Below are 24,131 nucleotides of genomic sequence, written 5' to 3'. Positions count from 1 at the left end.
GTTCATTCCCAGACGTTCGTCAATCAATGCAGTTGTTGTTTTTGTGCTGTCTCCTATTTTTAATGTTGCATTCTTTGCATTAACTTCTCTTGTTGCCTTTGCGTTACTGGTTGCAATGATGCTTCCAATGCCTATATCGGCTGAAATCGTAAAGGTTAAATCACTGTATCCTTCCGCTTTTCTGAGTTCGGTTACTAATTGCTCCAATGAATCAGAATTAGCTTTTGCGCTTACCGTTTTTACTCCGTCGGATATTGTATAGATGGTTCCATTGACTGGCGTTGTAGTTTCTTCGCTGTTGAGCCTATAACTCGTGGAGTCTAATGTTGCTCCCCAAAGCTTCAGATCCCGATTGATTCTCTCTTCGACCGTTGTCCCCCCGGCGAGAATTAATTCAAGACCATTGCTTGGGTCGTTGTCGAGATCGAACCATGCACCACTACCATGGTTCACGCCAAGTAGTCCATGATTTCTCCAATCTTTCCAAGTACCACTGGCTTCACCTTCGTCATTCAGTGTTTCCACGTATCTGATCGCTGCTTCGATTGATGCGATATCAGCTGCACCATTGGCGTCTCTTGCCATTCCCTCTGGGATCGTGACTCTTTCTTCTGGTGAAAATGCAGCCTTCCCTGGTTCAACAACGAGTCGATCTGGTGGGACATTTTCTTCATCAATATTGTGTCTTCCGATGGCATCCTCTGACACGTTGATGAAGCGACTTAGGACCTGGTCTGTATCTCTATCAATAATCGACATCACACCAACTCGCCCGGTGTCTCCTGTTTCTTCTGGCCACGCCGGCATCGGTTGATTGCCTGCATACGATGATGTCAATGCCTCCCAAGCAATTTGTTTGTTATCTGCTATGTCAGTTGGTACAGTGTTAGGGTCTTTCTTATTGCGAGCGACGTATTGTTTTACGATATTTATGACTTGTTCCTCGCCAAGATCAATGATGAGTTTATCTAGTAGTGCTTCTGGTGTCCATTTTTGCCACTTTAAATCAATGGATCCGAAGCTCAGCCCATCTGTCAGGGAAATGACATCAGTACTGACTGCATTGACATTGACCTCGTAATCGATGCTGGAACTATAGGTTGTTTCGATATCTCCATTATCATTCTCTACTTCTTCTTTGGTAACTACTTCCGTTGCCGTTAAGTCCAATGTGTACAGTTCTCCGTCCACTATTCCATTTTCAGTTGTGATTTCACGCACGACATTTCGAGTCGTTCCATCATGTTCACCCGCATAGAAGTTCCAGACGATGTCTGTACCTGTCCCAGGGGCCAGCTCATAAACAACACCATCGGTACTACGCCGGTTCAGTGTGAAGTGTTTTCCTGAGTGGATACCGGCATTGTCACCATCGGTCGCTTGTGCTTCCAATGTCAATACCACGCCTTCAAGTGCTTTCCTGAGATCACCCCTGAGATCACCATCCGTTGAGATGGCATCCCATGTCACCATTAGATCGGCCAGGACGGTATCTGTTTCTGTATCTTGCTTCAGTAACTCAACTTCTTTCTTTCCATCTGCATTGGTTATTGCATTGATTTCATCGACTTGTGTTAGAAGTTTGTTCAGATCATTCTTCAGATCCTCTGCATTCACTGGTCTGAGGCGATGTCCAACCAGAACATCAGAGTTGATGCCACCAACGAGTCTGTCAAATCCCAGGCTGCGAATATCAGTTGGTAGATTGATCAATTTGAACACATACTCTTTAATCTCCTCAATACGCTCACGTGTCGTCAAGGTGGCGCTTGCCGCGTACGGCATTGCTATGTCACCTACCAGATCTTTTATTTCGGGTATGGCTCCTTCTGTAACTCTGTCTGCATAATCACCCCCCTCACCGGCGTAGAGAATATCTTCTCCAAGAGCACCAAAGGCAGTGTCACTTCCATACCCACCAGCCAGCACATCTCGTCCTGCATAAGTCTGCCCTGGGCTGGCCATCGTGAGCAGCATCGGATCATCGGAGTCATCGCCCACTAATTTGTCGTTGCCATCACCACCAGCTAACAGGTCATCACCGATAGCACCCCAAAGTTCATCGTTACCTTTACCTCCCTCTAGAGCATCATTCCCATCCAGGAATTGTTCCACCAGATTCATGGTGGCTGCGTACCCCTTCAGGATGTCATTGCCTGTACCTCCCAGAAGAACATCTGAGCCAACTCCACCCTCTAGAAGATCCGGACCGTGTCCGCCTAGGAGCCAATCATCTCCTTCTTCCCCTTGTAGTCGGTCTTCGTCGCCATAGACATCTGACGGATCATCAGCTAGTAGCCGCAGCAACTCCCATTGAGCAGGAGTGATCCCACTCCAATCTGTCGTGCTATCACCGTCGTTTTCAGCACCCTTGTCCCTCGTTGTGATGGCAGATCCGAATGCCACCTCCAGTAGGCTCCGCATGTCGACGATTTTTCCAAGCCTGTTTTTGATCGGTACAGTTTCTTCAATGAGTGCGCTGATATCTTCTTCTCCCTCGAATTTCATGATTTCATTCTTAACCTCTTCCCTTTTGAAATATAGATTCAGTGTTTCTGGGTTTTCGGTATAATCGTTGATCAGATATTTCTGCACCTCAGGCAGCATGACGCTAAGCACAAAGTCATTGTATTGGTCGAAGGTGCTTTCCGAAGCTTTGAGATTGAAGCGATCTCCAAACAGCCAGTCGCTTTCTGTACCACCAAGAATTTGATCTTTACCTGAACCTCCGATTAAAACGTCTTTACCTTTATCGCCATAGAGTAAATCAGCACCTTCAGATCCGGATAGTTGATCGTCTCCTTCCTCTCCATAAAGTTCATCATCTTCACTTCCTCCTTCCAATCGGTCGTCACCTGTCACTCCCCATAGAACATCGACGCCTGCACCACCAACGAGCAAATCATCTTCTGAGCCACCATCCAACTGATCGGCTCCTTCATCTCCAAATAAACGGTCTTCACCTTCGTGGCCTTCCAGAATGTCTGGGTCGTATCCACCAGTCAGAAGGTCTCGACCCTCTGCACCTTCCAGTTCATCCTGACCTGCACCACCATGCAATGTGTCCAGGCCGAATTGTCCTTGCAGCCAGTCGTTTCCGCCTTCCCCTTTGAGTACATCGTCACCATCATTTCCCTCAAGTGTGTCGTTGTCGGCTCCCCCTTCAATCAGGTCGTTCCCGGTACCGGCGATTAGTAAATCATTGCCTGTATCACCCTGCAAGGTGTCATTTCCACCTTCTCCGAGGAGATAGTCATCCTCACTGCCCCCTTGCATTAGGTCATGCCCTGACCCTCCGTACAGGCGGTCTTCATCCGCTTCACCTTGAAGTACATCATTGCCTGCTTCTCCAAGCAGACTGTCAGCTCCTGATCCACCAACCAAGAGATCATCGTCTTCACCACCTTGCATGGTGTCTTCACCCTCTTCGCCCATGAGGTGATCAAGACCGGTTCCACCGATCAGCACATCTCCACCGGTTCCACCGTGAACGACGTCATCCCCACTGTCTCCGTACACCAAATCGCTATCGCCTCCGCCCTCGATCAGATCATCTCCTTCACCCCCATACACAGTGTCTTTGCCGTCGTCTCCCTTGATCTGATCGTCGCCAGCTTCTCCATAGATCAGATCGCGTCCTTCGCCCGCTGAGACGACGTCTTCACCTGCACCAGCAGCAATGGTGTCACTACCGTCACCTCCCGACAGTTTGTTGTCTCCTGCACTACCACCGATCAGGTCATTTCCGTCATCACCTGAGACCACATCAGCATCGAATCCAAGGATGGCGGTGCTGCTTCCTGCTCTCAGTTCTGAGATTGGAAGATCACTCCCTTTTGAGATGGAACCTGCAATCAGAACATCATCACCCTCACCACCATCGATCACATCGGCTCCGCCTTCGCCCAGCACCGTGTCGTTACCTGTGCCACTCTCGATCTGATCATCTCCTTTACCACCCGACAGATGATCGGCACCCTCATTGCCACTGATGTGATCGTCACCCAGATCACCCACAACCGTGTCATCTGAGCTGCCACCAGAGATGGTGTCATCTCCAAGCCCGCCATCGATCAGATCACGACCTGCATCTCCCGTCAGCTTGTCTTGACCGGCACCTCCCAGGATCGTGTCGCCATCGCCACCACCACTGATCTGGTCGTCTCCTTCATCGCCGGAGAGGAGATCCCTACCCGCTCCTCCAACGAGGCTGTCATCGCCTTCACCACCTTGCAGTTCATCTCCGCCTGAATGACCAACCAGGGAATCATTTCCAACATCTCCCAGCAGTTGATCATCAGCTGAGCCACCAACCAACGAATCTGATCCTTCCCCACCACTCAGTTCGAGGCGGATACTGGAGCCAGAGCCATCCACGTAATCATTACCTTCACCACTATCTCCTGTGATCAAGGTGATACCAGAAAATCCTTCTGATTGTCCACCTGGACCTCGTACATTCATATTTGATCCACCCTGCAGAGTGAAGACTTCGCCGTTGTCGTTCGGATCTAGATTTCTCTGATCCGCTCTCGCACCGATATTCAACAGAAGTGTTGAACCTCCATCTGGTGCACTTGCATAATATGGCTGTGGTGGTGCACCTCCTTCGATGTCGAGCCTGAACAATTCAAATTCCGGAGTTCTATAGAGTGCAAACTTCTTCGTGAAGAACAAGAGGTCAAGCTTCACACCAATTTCTGCCTGCAATGCCACTCTTAAGGAGGCATCAAAGATTGCCAGCGGGTTGTATGAGAAGTTGTCGAACAGTTCCTGGAATCGAACACGACCATCGTCATTGGGATCATTCAGCTCTATCTCCAGATCTCCGATGATTGCAGCATCTCCATAAATTCCGAGGGGTCCGATGGAAACGCTGACGCCACCGCCGACTTCCATGCGGATTTCTGCACCAGCCCCTTCGTATTGAGGCCCATTCGGCGACAGTGAGAAGCCAGGTTCTTCTGCTAATACATAGAATCCGTCTGCCAACGAGCTCAGCTCACCTGTTTCAATCAATCCCCCAAGCCCAGTTAAGTCATAACCGAGGATGGTTGGTCGGATGTATGGTGTTAGCTCTGCTCCAACATTCAGGCTGACTGTCGGTGGTGAATAGATTGGTATGGACTTGTAGAAGTCCCAACTTGTTGTGAAGCCTTGTATTTGCAGCCGGATGAGGTCGAGTTCATAGCGACTGTCGGGATCTGATCCCATCATCAAATCCTTGAGCTTTGAAGCTGTATATCCGAAATCAAGGAACGGAAATGTTACAGCAGTTTTGCCAATATCTGGTTTTTGTGATTTGGTTTTTTCAACCGGTCCGCTACCTAGATTGATGGCTCCAAGAGCATCGTCGATCGCGCTCGACTCTGACCCCTGCCCCTCATTGGCAGCACCCTGATCTGTTCTACGTTTTGAAACTTCAGTTTCTGTTGCATATTTGAAATTAAACAAATCATCTTGTTTTGGCTTGATTTTCCCGGTTGTCCACGTTTTGTCTTCAAGGAACAGTGTGGTTGGCACACTGATTTCACCTGAATCACTAATCGAGGCGACAGTATCTACAACACTGTTGATCCCGTTGTAGAGATTGACCCACTTGGTTACCGATCCGTTAGGTGTGCCTTCTCGGCCAAGATCGATGATATTGTGAAGTCTGCCTGCTCCAAGTAGATTTAAGCCTGCAATTGAGAATTCGGTTTCCAGGATGTCTACAACTGGCTCCATAGGATCCAGAAAATAATCATTCAGGAAGTCTGAGATCTTTACAAATGGTCCGCTGGCTGCCGCGAGTTGGTCACCCAGGCTGACGGTGATATCTCCTGGGCTTAGCAGGAATGGTGTCTGTTCAAATGACAGACCACCTGAACTTCCACCCGAGAAATGACCGCCATACAACATATCCCCATCGATTGAGATCACATCTCCCAGCGATGCACTGATCGTTGGATCAAGTTCAAATCCTCCAAGCAGATTGGCCTCAATATCCAGTTGGCTGATATCTGCCAGAGGGACTAATCCGCTGCCACCATCACCATCTTGTAGGTCCAGCTCAACGGTGACAAATCCACTTAAGAAAGGATCCTCTTCAGGTTTAATCGTTTTCGTTGAGAATTGTTTTTCGGGATCTGTTGTGTTGACATTTTTTTCACCTACAGCTGGTTTTTTGTTTGGAGCACCTAATCCCAGGGTATTTTCGTCTGAACTTGATGCTGTAAGCTCAAGGAATGCAATTGATCCTTCTAAAGGTTTCGTGCTCTCCAGATAGGCGCCCGCAACAATTTCTGCATTTCCTTCTTCTCCCCCCTTGATATTATCTCTCAGAAGCTTCATGTCTTCTGGCATGTCACTCATTGAGGACACACCTGCTTCTGTATCAATCAGAAATGCCGATTTAAGATCTGTCGGGTTGGCATCGAAGGCAAATCCGACGGATCCACCTGCAAAGAGATTCAGATCAAATCCTCCTCCAAGATTTATCAGATCATCAGCCAGACTGATGTCAAAATTAAGCGGTGTTTTGTATTCAAATCCATCAAGGCTTAAATCAAAACGGTAGTAGTCAGGCATGTCTCCTGCCATGGTGCCCTGGTTGTTCGCAGCACTCATGTCTTTCAGGTATCCTTCCTTGAACTGTTTTAGATTTGATCCTCTCAGTCTTTCAAACCCATCCAGTCCTCGAGCATCTGTATTGCTTAGGTCATAAATAGTTTCTTCGTTTGTATCCTTCTTAATGGTTCTAATTTTTTCTCGGAGCTTGGTTGCATCTGTTGGCTGCAGTGTTTGCAGAATGATCAAGTGATCATGCTTGGTTTTGTCATCAGTCTTTCGCAATAAGACATACTCTTTGTCTAGCTCGGAATCGTTAAGGTCTATCTTCTGATACCCGGCGGGAAGTATCAGGATGTCATTTTCTCTTTCCTTTCCATTCACGAAGGCTTTGCTTTCTTTCAATATGATGTGTGTGTATAAGTCTTCTTCGGCTCCGATGCTATCTGTGCCAAAATCTGGTACTTCGTACGTGATGGCGTAATCTGTCATGCTCGTGTATCGAGCACTTGTGTCCAAGGATATTTTTTTATTGACCGGTTCCGTTTTACCGTCTACGCAGAAGTAAGCTTCGAAATTGGGTCGAGGATCGAGATTCAGCGAGAGGAACTCAACACCTGAGAGGGCTTCGTTGAGTGTTGGAATCAGATTCCAAGGTTGTAGCTCTTCTCCTTTTTCTCTGACGCTAGCTATCGCTTCTTCTGCTGTGTCAAAATGAACAGTGAACTCTTTAATGGTATCGCCTGCATCGGGGGCAAATAGTCGCATCAGTGGATTGTCTGCTATGCCTTCTTCAATGCTCGTCTGCACATTGTCAATCGTTTCTTCGATCTTGGCGAGGATGAACAGAACCTGGGACAGGCCAAACCCACTGCAGTTCAGTAAATCGCCGATGTCATCCACCGCTTGAACACCATCTGCGTAGGCGTCTTCAAATGCCTTGAAGGTATTCATTATTTGCTGACCGGTCTGTTCGGCCATTTCGTAAAGTATTTCTGGTTGTTGTTCTGTTCTAAAATCAAAAGCTGTTTCGAAGGACAGATCAGAAAAACCACCCGCACCCTGCTGATCAATTCCTGCTGCAGCTCCTGCGGCAATCAGCGATGCGTTGGGATCATCTGGTGTTGCCGAGACGATGACTTCTCCAGTGTTCTTATTTTCAACGATGAATTCAAGACCTGATACGGAGAACCAGGCGCTTGCTTGTATCTCTGTTGCATCAAGATTTAAATTCGCAAATTTATCTTCATCAAGGACATCAGGGATGTCAAATCTCTCTAGGCCTGCTGGTTCTGGATCAAAGAAGAAGACATCACCAGGTGATGTTGCATCCAGATTCAATCCGAAGCCGAGTGCTGCGTTCACATCTACACCGACATCCCATGTCGACATCAGTTTAAAACTGTCGGCAAAATCTGGTTTTTCAAACTTAAACAACTCAATTGCCTCTTCGATAATGTCTGTGGTTTCACCTGCCGACCAATCCAGCGAATCACCAAAGTCGAGCAAAAATGTGTAGCGGATCGGATCATCCGATTCTGGATCTGGGCACTCCCCATCAAAGACGTCAACGCTTGGTACTTCGACCAACTTCAGAGTTACCTCACCCATTCCGATGTCATCCATTCCTTCGTTGAATGCGACGACCCATTCCTCAGGGGGAAGTACATAATCCGTGTATTTGCGCACCTCTGCGGCAATCGTGTTGAATCCCGTCTCCACGGATGCGAAGGAGAATTCAAATTCATCGGCAAATCCCTTAATAACCGGGTCACCACCAAGGCCTCCACTCAGTGTTTTGCCTAAGTCTTCAATTCGGTCTGCCAGACCTGTCAGCATGGCCAGCCAGTTCGCTGGTGAGAAGTTTCCATCATTGAGCCCGCACAATGCTTCATCCACAGCATCCTGTACGGCATTAATTGCATTTGATACGGTATCTGCAGTGGCACCTAATGGATTACCGGCTAATACGAAATCACCGATATCTGTAGCTTTGAAATTGAATGCTGCTGCGGCATTTGCGCCACCATTCACGACATCGATATTGGATAAAAGGTCTAGTCTTTGTTCTGTTTCCTGGCTGACAGAAGTGTCGTCGTTATACCAGTCCAACGCGATTGCCGCATCCATTCCCAGGGCATCTCGTACGTCAGCGAATTCGACATAGGCGGTTGTTCGTAGGGTGATTTTTGGATTTCCATCTACAGAGTTAAGGTCGCCTCTCACTTTGACCCCTGCTGGCAGACCTGCCTTGTACACTCCTGCTGCAGCATCCAGCGTGAGTTCCATCTCGATCGGTGTTGTTATGGCCACCTCTGTTATTGCCTCTTCAGTTTCTTTCTTTTCTGTATCGACTACAAACAGATGTTCACTGCTGATATACTGCTCAAATGATACTGTGATGCTGTCGGGCCGATCTTCGTCTTTTTTCTCTTTGCTTGTATAGATCGAGCCAAACTTCTTGTCTCCCAAGGGGAAACTTACTGAATTGTCTGTACTGTTATAAACTACGTCTTCATTGCTTATCAGGAAACGGTCTGGTCTTTGCAGGCGATCGACACCTGCTCCAAACTGCAGGAGTATTTCTGCCATACTTGCTGTGTAGTCTTCTCCGGTTGTGTTGTAGCTCCATAGGGAGTCATCATCTCCCTCCGGCCAATAGTCACCGATTGGACGCGCTGCACGTGGATCAAGATAGAAGAAACTACCCAACTCTGTGGCACCGGCGTCATAGCCGAAGATCATTCCCGCATTAAATTCAAGTCCGTACGACAGATCCGCCTCATATCCATCCGCCACATTGGCCAAGGCCTGGGCAATAGGGCTTGATGTGACAGCATCTGGTAGCAGATCGATGAATTGCTCCGCTTTGAGACTGAGAGAGTCTCCAAACGTGTATGACCCTCCAAGACCATTGGGATTTGTGAGTAGCAGCGTATCTTCTCCTTGATCATCGATCATCGGAGTGAGTCGATATCCCCCTGCCGATTTGTCGTAGAGTGCAAATCCTTTTCTGCTCTGTTCCCATTCAAGATATATTTCTTCTGAGTTGTGCACCTCGAGATTGTCTTTTTCCAGTACCATACTGCTGAGTGAGCTTCCATCTGTTTCGGACAGCGTCAGTTGATATCTGTTACTGCCCTCTGTGAGTTCACCGAAGCTTTTTTCGGGTAACGCAAGCACCCATTCATTATCTTCAGTGCCATCTTCATGATGGGTTGTTACTTCCTTGAAGTGCGATAAATCGAGTATGTGTTCTGTATTTCCGGTTGTGCTTAGTTCATACAGATAAATCTGTGCTTCGCTGCTGAACGGTGTATGTGTGGATAGGACGACACCGGCATCAAGTTGTAAATCATCAAAATACGCCGAAGCATCATTATGTATTTCTAGGTCTGTAGAGTCACTGTCATTACTTGTTTTTAATTGTATTTTTGCTTGGCTGTTTGTGGTGCTCGGTGTGAATGTATACGCATACAGACCTTCAACTTCTTCTCCCTTACTGGTGCGGAGTACTTGTTCAAGATTCATTGCCTGGATATTCACAGCCTTGTGTGCATAGAGATCACTATGACTGACTTTTAATTTAATGCTCTCCGCTCCATCGTTTGTCCCTGCAATGATGATTCGTTTCGCTTCTTCTGATCTGCCATTGAAGATTGCATACCCTTGGTGCTCTTCACTCCATTCGATATAGACTATATTTGTATCGATACCTGTGCCCTCTGCAGTTTGGATGTTGGCGCTTGTCAGTGCACTTCCATCAGCATCAGTGAGTGTGATCTCGAGTCTTTTATCCTCAGTCGGCGGTAAGCCAAATGTATTCAACGGCAATGTCAGTACGGACTGTTTATTTCCTTCATCTTCGATATCGATAAAATCTGACATCTGTATTGTTTCTTCCCGATGTCCTTCTACATTCAGCCCGTCTTTTTCAACAGCGGCGAACTGGGCTTCCTGCTCTTTGCTCAGTAAAAATGTAGCGGCAACATGATCTTCGCCATTCGATTCCAACAGAATATCTCCTTTGCTGAGTCGCATTGCACTGGGTACTCCGATCTCTTTATCGTTGCACTCAGCTTCCATGCTTTCAGGGCCTGCAAGTTGCCTGAGATGAATGTCGAGATCATTATCTCTGAATATTGTATTGACTTTTTGAATAAAACTTTCTGTCGTTAACCATTGGTCTCTGAACTCTGATAGTTCATCGCCTACAGCTGCAAATCCCTGGGCCAGCTTTTCTGCATCGTTAAGCCAATCGCTTGGCATCCAATCCGGCAGTTCTTCCGTTTGATCTTTCAAGACCGCCAGTTGATCCACCAACTGATCCGACATATCGTCCATCGTAGTGATAAATTGATCAAGAAAGCCAAACCAACCTCCGGCACACTCTGGCATCGTGAGTGAACTGAAGGAATCAATCAATTTCTGCACATCATCCACGAGTGCAAGGCCTGCTTCTTTGACTTCTTGTTGGATATCATTGCCTAGTTGTACAAGGTGTTTCTCAGTGAGATTCAGCCGAACACCACCTTCTAATTCTGTTTCTTTCAGTGCATCAGTCAGTTTTTTCGTGGCCTCTTCTTCATCGATTGCATCCACTCCCATGCCTATTCTTAAACTCATCGTTTCATAGGCTTCCTCCGGTGTCAGCTCAAAGACTCTTGTGCTTCCATCATTGTTTTTTAGTAGTGGAATACTGATGTTCAGTTGGCTGAGTTCAAACCCAGCTGCAATAGCAAGTTCTTGTTCTGATAAATTCACTTGGCTGTTATTATCCAATCGTTTTTCAAAGAAAGCCTCTTCTACGTTATTTTCGCTAATATCCGGCCAGTATCCATCAAGTCCTTCTGTTTTAGTATTGACTAGTTCGAATACTGATCCCGACTCATCGCAATACTCTTTAAGTGTCAAACTGCCTGCTGATTCCAAATTAAAGTCGAACGTTGCACTGATGTCAGCAAATAGTGTGGAGGCTATATCCACGAGCATGGCCCCGCCTTTGAGACCCCGCTCCTCGAGCATCTCCGCAAAGTCACCACCCTCCAGGCTTAATGTTTGGGTGAGGCTCAATTCATTGCTTGGGATCAAGGCGTATTGGTCAACTTCTCTTTCAACGCCATTAATCAGCTCAATTCCGCTGTTGTGTTCCATTCTCATCGGAACGGAGGCTGCGATCAACATACTGTTGATGTTTTTGACGAGTGCCTCTGGATTCATGACCGAATCCTGAAAACGCATCATCGCGTTGCTGATATCGTCTAGTTCCTCACTAATACTACTGATTAATTGAACTGGATTGCCGCTCAAATTGCTAGGCAATCGATCGAGCAGTTCTGCTCCCTTGTTGAATCGATTGGATACTTCATCAAGCAAGTTGGCAATTGCTGGAATCAGTGTGCGCCAGCATCGTAGTTCCGCAGAATCAAGGTCAAAGTCGAGGTCACTGACGAGATCGTTGACCTCATCGAGAAAGGCTTCACCTAGTTGTGCTCCAAAATCCTTCGCTACTTCGAATACCGGATTTAAATCTAGATTGAGGTCTAGATTCATTCCAGCATCTATTTCCAACTCATCGTTTTCGGTGCGATTCACGTCTATAGCGGTACCCAGAGTCAGTGAGAATGATTTCTCCGGGTCTTCCAGCGTTGACTCAATTACTTCTCCCTCTTCGTTTGTTATATCTGTATTGAGTTCAAGGTTTGCCAGTTCGATGCCAAGTGACGCTGTGATTTCACTGTTTGTCGGTGATGTTTCATCACCCAGTGTCAGTCCTAACGTGTGTTGATCCCCATTGCTTCCTTCCGGCCAATCGTTGATTTCTTCATCAAGGCCGCTCGGGTCGAAGCTAAATGCATTGGTTACTGGAGCAAAAAAGTCGTAGGCAAAGACGATTCTTCCATCGAGATCCATCTCAAGATCAATGGCTGCGTTGATGTCTGCACTGATGGCCTCAAATACAGAATCCAGCCCATCTGCCAAGGACTTGTGTCCAGATTTTGCGAGAGTTAAAAGCTCATCTTTCGAGAACTCGTATCTTCCATTCAGTTCACTTCCTTCGTGATAACTTAATTCAAAGACATAGAGCGATGTCTCAGACGATGTTCCTGGTTTGATGATCAGGTCAACCTCTCCTTCACGGTGAAAACCTAGATCGATTGAAACCCCTGATATATCGTCTCCATTAATCGTACCCTCTGGATCTAGCCTGATACTTAAGCCTGGTTGGGTTGAATCAGCCAACTCATTTACAAGACTATTATTGCTATTTTCTGTTCTTGCCAATGTTTGATCGAGTGCCGTCTCGTTAATCACTCCAGTTTCTAGCAATATTTGTAACGCCGAATAAGCTCGTAACTTCGCGAGATCATGATTCGCAGCATCTTTCAGATTGTCTTCATTAACTGATGCATAATTGAGTAACTTCCAGATTTTATTATCGATTGATCCTTGGGCAGAGCCTTCGATTTCAGACATGCGTTCTAGGATCTCTTCTGTAGTCGATTCTGTTAATGACTCTGCACTGGTTGATGCGACAATGGCAACTTGTCTTTGCCCATCTCCCAAGGAAGCAAATGGAAGTATTTCCGGCATTCGTCGACTGAGTTGAATTGGATTAATTTCAAAGCCATTCTCTATAAAATTATCAAATACTGAGGTGGTTAAAACTGCGTTGCTGTCTATTGCCTCATTTAATTTGAAGGAGCTATCTTTCAGTTTCCATGTTCCAGTGCCATCTCCATTCTTCGTGCCTACAAAGACTTCTTCACTTTGGATTTCTGTATAACCATTTCCATCACCTCTATCAACCATTACTGTGGATGCAGGATTTGCATAGGAGATGGCAATTTGCTTTGGGATTATATTTGTCGTTGCTGGTTCAATGTCCAATGTACTAGGTTGGCTTTTCAAATGAATGTCGATAACGGGCTCACCTGTTTCTTCCTCAATAGCACGTGTGTTTAGATCAATGTTTCGCGTATACACAGTCTCTGATCCGATCTCATGTGTTTCTATACCGTTTTTCCAATCGATATTGACGATAATTTCCGTTGTTTCCTTGTTGCCATTTTTATTTTCTTGGTTGATGTCTAATAGTGTTAGCTGATAATTGAGTGTATTTTCCGTGTTCATTTCTATTTTTTTAACTACGATTCCTTCTTCCAGTTTTTTGCCATACTCGTGAAATGTTTCAAAGTATTCTCTCTTTGTCTCGGTGACATCTCGCCATAATGCTTCTGTATTATTTTCATCAGTCGCTACGTGATGGTCACTTCCAGTTTCACTTTGAACGCTCTGTTGTTCCAGGTGTTTTCTTGTTAGTGCTTGACCAGTTTCGATACCTTTAGCATAAATGTATTGAAGACCCGTTGGTGGGTTGTTGCCCAGATAGTGAGCTTCTACGCCATTTTCTTTGTCTACGATCACAGTGACTGTTTGAGTTTCCTCCCCTTGTGCATCTACCTTCTCGACTTCGAGTTTGTAGTGGAGTGGCCGGCTTGTATTGACGGATAGAGTCTGAAGTTTCAAGCTATTTTCTTCAGTAGCTTTCTCTGAATATTCGAATCCTTTAATTAAGTCGGATTCAAAGAGCTCCCTTGTGGTTTCACTTGCTGCCCATTTGCCGTTTGCTTCCTCAAAATCAACTGGTAATGTGAGTACACCATTTTGATCTTCGAATATGGTGTTTTCTTGTAGCGTTATCAAAAGAGATTTTTCTCCATTTTCATTGGATACCAGATCAACGCTTTCAGGAATGATTGTTTGCTCACCGATGACAACAACTATTTCGTTCTCAGAAATACTGCTTCGATTAAAATCTATATTTTTGCTAGCAAGGTCAAGTTTGTATGTCAGCCCAGAGATGTACACCGCTTGCTCATTGATAAATGAGGTGATAGCTATACCATTGGTATCTCTTAATATATTTTCCTCTAGTTGTAGAATCTTGAAGCTTTGTTCTTCGGATGTCGTTGACCAATCTGCATCCTCACTTACTTGGAATTCTCCGGACTCTGCGAATGGCTGTTGATCATTGGTGCTGTCTGTCGCGAGTGTGCTGAAGTTCAGAATCTGTGGGCTCCCTATGTATTCTTGCGTTTCCGTTGGCCTTTTATCGCTCGACGGCTTCGCCAGTAAATTGAGGCTTAATCCCGTTTCATGTCTGTTCAGTTCATCATTGATGAGTTCAATAAATTCTTCAGAATCAAAGATTTCATTTTTTAATGCGGAGATCCCTTCTGCGGCGCTTCCTAGACCGCTGCTGAATTCTGTGTATGTTTTTTTTGCACTTTCTGGAACCCAGTCCGGCAGTTCCCCAATGCTTTCAGATGCCTCTGCAATATTACCGACTAAATCGCTGACCTCGTTGATCAAGTTCACCCATGATGCCAAGTCGGTACCAACATCAAAGGCGTCACTCAGCGCAGTGATTCGATCTTCAACTGCCTTGCCTATGTTTTCTACAATACTTGATGAGACATCTGTGTTTAACTTGATATAAACATCCGAGCTTGTTTCATAGGTCATTCCTTCCCCGATATCTTGTAAGGCGACCAACCCTTTTTCATACGATGGGTTTTCCTTGGTTGTCTGAAGATCCAAATTTGCACTTCCACCGACGACCAGTAGATTTTCGATATCGCTTTGGCTAATACCCAGCCATGTTGGAATCTCGGTTGTTCCACTGACGACATTCCCTTCAAACAGGACAGATAAGTCTTGAGAGTGGTTTCGATCCGGATTGATTCCATGTGTATCAATTTTGACGATATCACCTGAATCTTCGGCATCCAAATCTATTTCGAGCCGTATCCCGCCTTGCAGCTCTGCTTCAAGGTTGACTTCAATTTCTGGAAGATCATTTAGAACCTCTAAATCTATCCCTAGTGATGTACCTAGAAATTCTTTCAGCGGTAATTCAATTGTACTTTTTAGCTTTGCCCCACCAAAATCAATGACCAGCTCACGTTTTGGATTGTCGAGTCCATTTGCTATTTCTGTTATAGTAGGTAGTGTTGAAGTTATGGTGACGCTGCTTTCATCGCTTTCGTTTAGGCCAAGTGGCTCGTTAATTGTTTCATTCAGTATTGTTTGTAACTCATTTGCGACCTGCGAAGGCATTAACTCTACTGATTCAATTAGTTCTTGCAGTTCGCTCTGGAAATCAATGAAAGGACTGATGTAGTCTTCTGTGAGCGCCTCCAGCTCATTGTCATCAAGGAACTGAGCCAACGCACCTGCTGTGCTAATACTTGTTTCAATGCTTTCCTTGATTGTTTCTATCAGCCCTGCTACCCCCTCGAGCAATGAGCTCAACGGTTGACTTGACCAGTTTGCAGTTTCATATAGAGATGTGTATTTATTGTCGCCAATGAGATTTAGAACAGCCTCCTGATAGCTGCCGTTGTACTCGCTTTGTGCCAGTCCCATCGACTGCAGCGCTTCCCATTGTCCGTCGTCTAGTTCGTACAGGATCTGCCAAGACAGAAGATCATCAGTGCCGATGCTGTCCAGTTTTTTCCAGGCCTCTTCGCCCAAGGACAGGAATTTGGTGGCTTCCTCTGGGGCCAGCCCCTCAAACCATTCCGTCCAATTTTCGCTGCCCAGCAGATTCTCCAGCTTGATTATCGACATGGGGAGGTCAAGCGACAGTTCTCTAATTCTATTTATAGCTGTCTGCTTTTTTGTTTTCTTCTCACTTTTATGGGCTCCAGTCAAGGGTGGCTGACCACGCTTTTCATTTGTTCACAGTTCTGTTCCTCCCCTGCCAAAAAGGCTCTTAGGGTTTCATGTTTTGCTTCTTGGCTTAATGCTTTGATTTGTAAAATTTGCTACTAAATATTATTTCACTATGCCTACTTCTCTGGGTTTGCTTTCCTTCTTGCCTGGCCTAAAAGTTTATCATTGTTCGCTTTTCTGGTCTAATTGTTTAATTTGTAGGTCTTCCGCTTTGGTTCACTTTCAGTGTGTACTGACCTTTTCGCGTGAATATGATCCCAGTTTTTGTGTTTTCTCGTAGATAACTTCTTCCACGCTCACTGTCAGGGAAGTCAAAGAGCCAGCGTTGTCCCATCCAGACTTGCACGTTGCCGAATGCTTGTCTGAAATCACAGTCTCCTTTCTCCCCGGGTTTGTATTCCTCCCAGGTCAACGTGCAGTACGCCTTGACGATCTCTGCTGCCGATCTCTCCGGTCCGATTCCGTTAAGAACCAGGGCCATGACTGTCGTCATGATTGATATTCTCATTTTTCGCATGTCTGATCTGCCTCAACCATCCTGGTTGCTTTTCCTTGCTAGCACGCTTCCCCTGGCCTGCTTTTGTATCCATTACCGGTTTCTCTCTTGTCTATCTGCATTTGCTTGTGTTCTTCTGAGCTTTCCCAGCCAGTGATGTCCAGCGTTTGGTCAGGTCAGGTAACAGGACTCTCTTCTTTGCTGCTCGTGCACGAGTTGTCTCCTGTTTCGTCTCGGTCTTGAGCTGGCTTTCCGGTTCATCCCTCGGCTTGGTTTCGTCAGGCGCGTCCTTCTGCTTTCCCGGGATTATTTCTTCCACAGTGCTATTTCGTTGTGTTGCGTCAACCCTCCATTTCAGCGATTATTAAGCACGTTTCATGAATTTGAGTAAAGACGGTGTGTCAGGCTTGAAAAGCGTAATTCTCCGACATGCTGGAGCTACAGATTCCCTTTAGATTCTTCGGTGCGTTGCTCGTGGGCTCTGCCCTTCTCCCGATGGCTCAGAATTCGAAGGAGCTTGCTCTGCTCGGAGGAACGTTCTTGTTTGGTTTGGGTGCTCTGGAAGTCTGCTTGAGACTCGGTGGCCTCTAGCTCACCCATGGATCACCCCTCCGTCGGTACCACCTGAAGCGTTGACAGGCTTGATTCAGTTCGTGGCCTCAATCTTTTTTCTCAATAGTTGCATCATTGGTCGTGACCATAGGTGGAGTTAAGTGCTCGGTTGAGTCGATTGCTTTTATGGTTTTTGTCAGTACCGCCAGACAGTCCATTCTCTTGGCTAAGACCTGTTTTCGGCAATCAACCATGAATGATGTGACTGGTTCACGCTGCCAGTGCTGCCGTTGTAGGAACGCATGATTCGTGTTCCTGGTGGTTGCGAGGTTAGGGCTGTATCGCAGCTTTTCGAGTTTTTCGATTTCAGTTAATTGTTACATGAAATTCCGTAGCGGCCTGTAGTAAATGTGATTCTTGATGTCAACATTTCTGTCTGATTGACCAAACTATCGGATTCCTCAGGTTTTAATTCTGTCGATTAACGGTGGCTTTTCCACGGTTCAGCCTTGTCCAGCTTCCGATTCATCTGGAACAAAAGCCTTGAGGAATCAGTGGCAGAACCCCACCTTTGCTCTGCTCTGGCTAGTCCTGTGTCAGTCGCCGCATATCCATGCATCGCTATCAGGTTTTTTACAGCGAGCAGCCTGAGGGAAGGGCTGGAATTGAACCCGTCATGGCGATGGATGCCTACGAGGCATGCCAGGAGATGGAGCGGAAACACCCAGGTGCAGTGCTCGCTTCAGTCGATGGTGAGCTGACAGACGAAAGAACTGCACGGCATCTGTTTGCGCAATGGCTTCGTTCTATCTGACGCCATTCCTTCATCCCCGCAGTCTCAGCCATCCCTTTTGCTTGAGGTTGATTGGTCACATTCACGGCCTGCCGTTTAGTTCACAACCACCATTAGTTCATCCAGTGCATTGTTGATATGTTTCAACTCTGCATTGATGCTGGCTCGTTCTGTGATCGGAATTGCTGTTGGGTTCATCAGAATCTGTTCCAGTTCTTCATGCCGTTGAGTGAGTAAAACTTTCAAATACTCCATAAGGCTTCTTGCTGTTCACTCAGTCTCGAACTGCTGCTCCCGTCTTGCATCCCCCGTTCGGGGGGCTGACCCGTCGTGTTTGCTCCCCCAATCGGGTGATGGTTCAAGCAACGCCCCCTGATGGATTCGAACCATCGACCGACTGCTTAGAAGGCAGTTGCTCTATCCAGCTGAGCTAAGGGAGCTCTTCGTTTCATTGTGCCAGCCTGCTCATGGGACGCACTCTGTTGTTCAGCCAGGCCTGAAGCCTCTAGGGTTAAGAACTGCAGGGCATGCACGGATGGCCGCACGTCGCCTCAGCGACAGCGAGAAGCAAGAGCTTGTCGCTCGTTATCGAGCCGGAGAAGCCACCTCAGTTCTGGCTGAGGCCTATGACTGCAGTGTCAACACCGTCAGCCGTACCGTCAGAAGTCTGCTGTCACCGGCTGACTATGCGTCTCTCAAGGCAAGTCGCCAGCACAGTCAGCCAAGAACGTCGCCGCCGTCGACCGATGCTGTTCCGGTGATCAGCTCCGAGGAAACGTCTGCACCGCACCAGCCTTCATCGGATGAGGATGTGGTCTCCAGTGAGGAGGACGGCAGCACGCTGGCTCTGGACGACGCCGATGACTTCAACGACGAGCCCGATTCCGAGGACGTTGATGAGGATGCTCAAGCTGATGATGCCGACCCGTTCCGGGAACTGGTGCCTTTGGCGAATGTCGGCGACCTTGGCGATCCTTCCCGGCTGGAGCCGAAGCCACTGACGTCCGGTCTGCTTCCAAGCAGTGTCTACATGCTTGTGGACAAGGTCGTCGAGCTGGATGCCCGACCTCTCAAGGAGTTCCCTGAGCTGGGCCCGCTGGCCGACACCGAGCTGGAGCGTCATGGACTCTGTCTGTTCTCCAGTCCGCGGACGGCCAAGCGTCAGTGTGGGCGTAGTCAACGCGTGATCAAGGTTCCGGATACAGCCGTCTTCGAGCGCACCAGCTCCTACCTTCTGGCGCGCGGCATCACCAGGCTTGTGATGGAAGGCAGCCTGATCGCCCTGGATGTCAACGCCTGATCCCTTCAGTCCCTGCGCTGTTCCGGCATGAGAACGGCGCAGGCACACCCTCCACTGACAATCCCCACCACGAGAGACAGACCAACAAGAAAACCACTCGGCAGCGGAACCGAACGGGTCGCCCCCAGCTGGATTTCCTGCCGGTCACGTCCGTTCTGGGCCCCCAGACACAGCACCACCAAAAGCAGCAGACCTGCTCCGAAGCTCAGCGACAGCAGGCGCAGGCGCAGCAGCAACTCTCTAACCATCAATGAACTCAGTCTGCCTGGGAGCCCTCTTGATGCAGCAGGGTGTACAGACGACGTTTGGGCAGCCCGGTTTCCGCGGCGAGCTGGCGTGCTGCTTCACTGGCGCTGGAGCCGGCCTGGATCTTGATCTGAAGGCGTTGCTTCAGCTCCGTGTCGTCCGGTTCCGGATCGACAGCAATCGGAGCCCCGCCCAGAACCACGGTGCATTCGCCTTGTGGAGTGGTCTGACGGAAGTGTTCCAGTGCAGCTCCCACGCTGGGGCCCACCTGCTGTTCATGGCGTTTGGTCAGCTCCCTGGCCACCTGCAGAGGCCGCTCCGCACCGCAGTGCTGTTCAAGTTCTTCCAGCAGGGTGAGCAATCGATGTGGTGCTTCGTAGATCACGCTGGTGCGTGATTCGCCGGCGATCCGGGCCACGCGCTCGCGGCGTTCCCGGCCCTTGGCGGGCAGGAAGCCTTCGAAGCAAAACCGGTCGCTGGGCAGCCCACTGCTGACCAGAGCCGTTGTGGCGGCACAGGGCCCTGGAATGCAGATCACTTCATGTCCGCGGCGGCGTGCTTCCGCCACAAGCTCTTCACCAGGGTCGCTGATTCCGGGAAGTCCGGCGTCGCTGATCACCGCGAGACTCAGCGGCTCCGCCAGCAACTCCATCAGCTGTGGCAATCGTGTGCGGATGTTGTGCTGATGAAACGACAGACGGCGGCCGCGAGCCGCAAGACCGCTGAGGAGCTGACCGCTGTGGCGGGTGTCCTCGCAGGCGATCACGTCGACGGCAGCCAGGAGGTCGCGTGCCCGTGGTGAGAGGTCTCCGAGATGGCCGATCGGTGTACCCACCAGATAGAGCGTTCCGGCGGCCGGCTCCTGTCGCTGCATCACAATGGCCCCTCCCCATCTGATTCTGATGCCCAGCCCAGCTGTTCTTCCCGCCGGTGTCGACCTGGATGGTCTGCTGACGGAACTTCGGCGGCTCAGCTGGGGGTCGGCCGACATCCTCCGGGCCTATGCCCGTGGTGAACAGCCCCCCTATGGCTTCCCATCCGCTCTCAGCGTGGAGGACGGCGGCGAGGGACCGGTTTCTGCAGCGGACCTGGCGGTGAACCGTTGGCTGCTGGATGGCTTGGCCGAGTCCTTCCCGGATGTCGACTGGACGCTCCTCAGTGAGGAGACCGCCAAGGAGCAGCTCACGCAGGGGCAGCCTTTACCTGGTGAGTGGCTGTGGATCCTCGATCCACTTGATGGCACCAAGGATTTTCTGAAGGGCACCGGTGAATACGCCGTGCATCTGGCTCTGGTTCGCGGTCGGAGGCCGGTGCTCGGTGTGGTGCTGCTGCCGGAGGCCGATGAGCTCTGGATCGGTGTGGTGGGAGAGGGGGCCTGGTGTGAAGACCGTCAGGGTGGTCGCTCTCCCGTGCGCTTCAGTGAGCGCTCCGACCTGGCGGACCTGATCCTCGTGGCCAGTCGCAGCCATCGGGATGACCGCCTGGAGCAGTTGATTGCCGCTCTGGAACTCGGCGGTTCGAAAGCCGTGGGAAGCGTCGGCTGCAAAGTGGCCACGATCCTGCGTGGGGAGACCGACCTCTATGTGTCGCTCTCCGGCCGCAGTGCCCCCAAGGACTGGGATATGGCGGCGCCGGAGGCCGTGCTGCTGGCGGCCGGCGGCCGCTTCACCCATGCGGATCTGACCGATCTCACGTACAACACCGGCGACGTGCGTCAGGCCGGTTGTCTCATCGCCAGCCATGGGAAAGCCCACGTCGCGCTCGGTGAACGGGCGACGCGGGCCATGGCGGAGATTGATCCCGGCTTTGCGGTCTGATTCAGACGAGGGGGGCCACCGGTGTCGGCACCGGCTCCGGCTCCCCTCCCTCCCCGTTCTGGGGCACACCCCGCAGGGTGAGGTTGATGCGGCCACGGTTATCGATCTCGCGGACGCGCACGGTGACCTCGTCGCCCACCTTCACCACATCCTCCACCTTCTCGACACGGGCTTCCGAGAGTTGGGAGATGTGAATCATGCCTTCCTTGCCAGGAAGAATCTCCACGAAGGCCCCGATCGGAATGATGCGGGTGATCGAACCATGGAACACTTCGCCCTCGTTCACCTTGCGGGTCAGCCCTTCGATGATCTTCTGAGCCTCTTCAGCGGCTGCCCCGTCGTGGGAGGCGATGGTGACGATGCCGCTGTCCTCGATGTCGATCTTCGTGTTGGTGCGCTCGGTGATGCCTTTGATCGTGCGGCCGCCTGGGCCGATCACCGTGCCGATCAGTTCTGGATCGATGCGGAAGCTGAGCAGACGGGGAGCGTGAGGGGACAGTCCCTCTCTCGGAGTATCGATGGCCTCGAGCATCTTCTCGAGGATGTGCAGCCGGGCTGGACGTGCCTGGTTGACCGCTTCGGCGATGGTCTTCACGGCCAGACCCGTGATCTTCATGTCCATCTGCAGGGCGGTGATGCCCTTCTCGGTGCCGGCCACCTTGAAGTCCATGTCTCCGAGGAAATCCTCGATTCCCTGGATGTCCGTGAGGATCCGAACCTCGTCTCCCTCCTTGATCAGCCCCATCGCGGCTCCACTGACGGGAGCCTTGAGAGGAACGCCGGCGTCCATCAGGGAGAGGGTGCTTCCGCAGACGGAACCCATGGAGGTGGAGCCGTTGGAGCTGAGCACCTCGCTCACCACACGCACCACGTAAGGGAAGGTGTCCTTCGCCGGTAACACGGGGATGATCGCGCGTTCCGCCAGGGCGCCGTGGCCGATTTCGCGTCGGCCGGGGGAACGCATCGGTCGGGTCTCACCGACGGAGTAAGGGGGGAAGTTGTAGTGATGCAGGTACAGCTTCTCGGTGTTGGGATGGAGGTCATCCATCTCCTGTGCATCACTGGGGGTGCCGAGAGTTGCGGTGGACAGCACCTGGGTGAGGCCACGCTGGAAGAGGCCTGATCCATGCACCCGCCGTGGCAGAACCCCTGCCATGGCGCTGATGGTGCGCACCTGATCGAGGGTCCGACCGTCCACGCGCTTGCCGTCCTTCAAGATCTGCTCCCGCATCAGGGCCTTGGTGAGCGCCTTGAAGCTGTTGGGGAGCAGTTTTGAGCTCGTGGCCACTGCCTTGCGGACGGCATCGTCGTCTTTCAGCGCTGCGATCGCTTCCGTGACCTCTGCTTTCACGGCATCGAGCGCCTGATCCCGCTCCTCCTTGGTCTGCTCAAACTTCTTGAGCACCTCACTGATGGCTTTGGTGCACTGCTTCTTCAGGTAGGCGGGCACCGTCGTGTCCTCCTCCGGAGCCTCCGGTTTCACCTGTTCGATGCCGAGATCCTTCAGCAGGCCCTGCTGTGCCTTGATCAGTTCGCAGATCGCTTCGTAGCCGAAGTCGATCGCCTCGATCACATCCCCTTCCGGCAGCTGATTCGCTCCGGCTTCCACCATCACCACACCGTCGGGAGTTCCGGCAACGATGAGGTCGAGATCGCCACGTTCGATTTCCCGGTAGCTGGGGTTCAGCACGAAGTCATCCCCCAGCAGGCCGACGCGGACAGCCGCCATCGGACCGTTGAAGGGAATCCCGGCGAGCAGCGTCGCGATCGATGCGCCCGTCACGGCCAGCACATCGGCAGGAACACGTTCGTCCAGGGACAGGCAGGTGGCCACCACCTGGAGGTCGTCCCGCAGCCAGGATGGGAACAGCGGCCGCATCGGCCGGTCGATCAGTCGGGCGATCAGGGTGGCTCGTTCAGGGGGCCGACCTTCCCGGCGCATGTAGCTGCCTGGGATGCGCCCCGCTGCGTAGAGACGTTCCTCGTAGTCGCAGATGAGGGGAAGGAAGTCGATTCCTTCGCGGCCTGTGGAGCGTGTGGCGGTGACGAGTACGGCGGTGTCTCCGCACTCGACAAGAACTGATCCGCCTGCTTGCGGCGCGAATCGTCCGGTGGTCAGTCGTATCTCACGTCCGTCAAATGAGATCGACTGGGTTTGTCCTTGCACGACTGTTTATGTCCTCTTTCATGTCTCATCCTTACACTTCGCGGTTTCCGCTCACAACGAAGGGGGGATGCCGAGACTGGTCCCCCCTTTGTTGTGCTCTTCGAAACGTTGATCCGTTCGTGAGGATCTACCAGCTGGATTTGACGACACCGGGCAGTTCGCCTTTGTGGGCCCGCTCGCGCAGCTGATTGCGGCACAGACCGAAATCTCTGTAGACGCCGCGGGGCTTGCCGGTGGCCCAGCAACGGTTGCGGATGCGGTTGCGGGCACTGTTCCGCGGCAGGGCCTGGATCTTGCGATGAATTTCCAGGCGATCCATCGGATCAGCAGCTGCGTTGAACGCCGCCATCAGCGCTGCACGCTTTGCGGCGTAGCGCTCGGCCATCTTCTTGCGCTTCACGTCGCGGGCGATCATCGACTTCTTGGCCATGCAGCTGACTGGTACAGACAGACGAATCTCGAATGTTACT

General features: G+C 50.2%; 7 protein-coding genes, 1 tRNA gene and 1 pseudogene. 3 read left to right on the top strand and 6 right to left on the bottom strand.

Features of this window, described 5'->3' with window-relative positions:
• A pseudogene (locus ACJ0G7_RS04435) lies at window positions 1-16,185 on the bottom strand (hypothetical protein); the annotation flags it as partial.
• Window positions 16,186-17,951: 1,766 nt separating this feature from the next.
• On the opposite strand from ACJ0G7_RS04435, the gene ACJ0G7_RS04430 reads away from it, so the two are divergent.
• Entirely contained in the window at window positions 17,952-18,152 is a 201-nt protein-coding gene (locus tag ACJ0G7_RS04430) for a hypothetical protein (protein WP_407395280.1), read from the top strand.
• A gap of 345 nt (window positions 18,153-18,497) precedes the next feature.
• Here the strand turns inward: ACJ0G7_RS04430 and ACJ0G7_RS04425 are convergent.
• Window positions 18,498-18,571, bottom strand: a tRNA-Arg gene (locus ACJ0G7_RS04425).
• Between the two features lie 95 nt (window positions 18,572-18,666).
• On the opposite strand from ACJ0G7_RS04425, the gene ACJ0G7_RS04420 reads away from it, so the two are divergent.
• Entirely contained in the window at window positions 18,667-19,431 is a 765-nt protein-coding gene (locus ACJ0G7_RS04420) for a helix-turn-helix domain-containing protein (RefSeq protein ID WP_407395279.1), read from the top strand.
• A 5-nt stretch (window positions 19,432-19,436) separates the two neighbouring features.
• Here the strand turns inward: ACJ0G7_RS04420 and ACJ0G7_RS04415 are convergent, their stop codons facing one another.
• Window positions 19,437-19,667, bottom strand: coding sequence for a hypothetical protein (locus ACJ0G7_RS04415; protein WP_043695306.1), 231 nt, complete (start codon window positions 19,665-19,667; stop codon window positions 19,437-19,439).
• Between the two features lie 20 nt (window positions 19,668-19,687).
• Complete coding sequence (gene rsmI, locus ACJ0G7_RS04410; protein WP_407395278.1) at window positions 19,688-20,551, bottom strand: 16S rRNA (cytidine(1402)-2'-O)-methyltransferase; 864 nt, start codon at window positions 20,549-20,551, stop codon at window positions 19,688-19,690.
• Between the two features lie 28 nt (window positions 20,552-20,579).
• On the opposite strand from rsmI, the gene ACJ0G7_RS04405 reads away from it, so the two are divergent.
• On the top strand, window positions 20,580-21,494 hold the full coding sequence (locus tag ACJ0G7_RS04405; protein ID WP_370594012.1) for a 3'(2'),5'-bisphosphate nucleotidase CysQ: 915 nt from the start codon (window positions 20,580-20,582) through the stop codon (window positions 21,492-21,494).
• Window position 21,495: 1 nt separating this feature from the next.
• Here ACJ0G7_RS04405 and ACJ0G7_RS04400 read toward each other — a convergent pair whose 3' ends face one another.
• Window positions 21,496-23,661, bottom strand: a complete 2,166-nt coding sequence (locus ACJ0G7_RS04400) for a polyribonucleotide nucleotidyltransferase (RefSeq protein WP_407395277.1) — start codon at window positions 23,659-23,661, stop codon at window positions 21,496-21,498.
• A gap of 127 nt (window positions 23,662-23,788) precedes the next feature.
• Window positions 23,789-24,091: a 30S ribosomal protein S14 gene (gene rpsN / locus ACJ0G7_RS04395; protein ID WP_407395276.1), complete on the bottom strand. Its 303-nt coding sequence runs from the start codon at window positions 24,089-24,091 to the stop codon at window positions 23,789-23,791.
• Window positions 24,092-24,131 lie beyond the last annotated feature (40 nt).

It is taken from the genome of Parasynechococcus sp., assembly GCF_045559935.1.
Taxonomy (GTDB): domain Bacteria; phylum Cyanobacteriota; class Cyanobacteriia; order PCC-6307; family Cyanobiaceae; genus Parasynechococcus.
This window is presented reverse-complemented; position numbering and strand designations above follow the sequence as displayed.

Excerpts from the sequence above, each read along its gene's own strand:
- rpsN (WP_407395276.1), bottom strand. The coding sequence starts at position 24,091 with ATGGCCAAGAAGTCGATGATCGCCCGCGACGTGAAGCGCAAGAAGATG.
- ACJ0G7_RS04430 (WP_407395280.1), top strand. The coding sequence starts at position 17,952 with ATGCATCGCTATCAGGTTTTTTACAGCGAGCAGCCTGAGGGAAGGGCT.
- ACJ0G7_RS04405 (WP_370594012.1), top strand. The coding sequence starts at position 20,580 with ATGCCCAGCCCAGCTGTTCTTCCCGCCGGTGTCGACCTGGATGGTCTG.
- ACJ0G7_RS04420 (WP_407395279.1), top strand. The coding sequence starts at position 18,667 with ATGGCCGCACGTCGCCTCAGCGACAGCGAGAAGCAAGAGCTTGTCGCT.
- rsmI (WP_407395278.1), bottom strand. The coding sequence starts at position 20,551 with ATGCAGCGACAGGAGCCGGCCGCCGGAACGCTCTATCTGGTGGGTACA.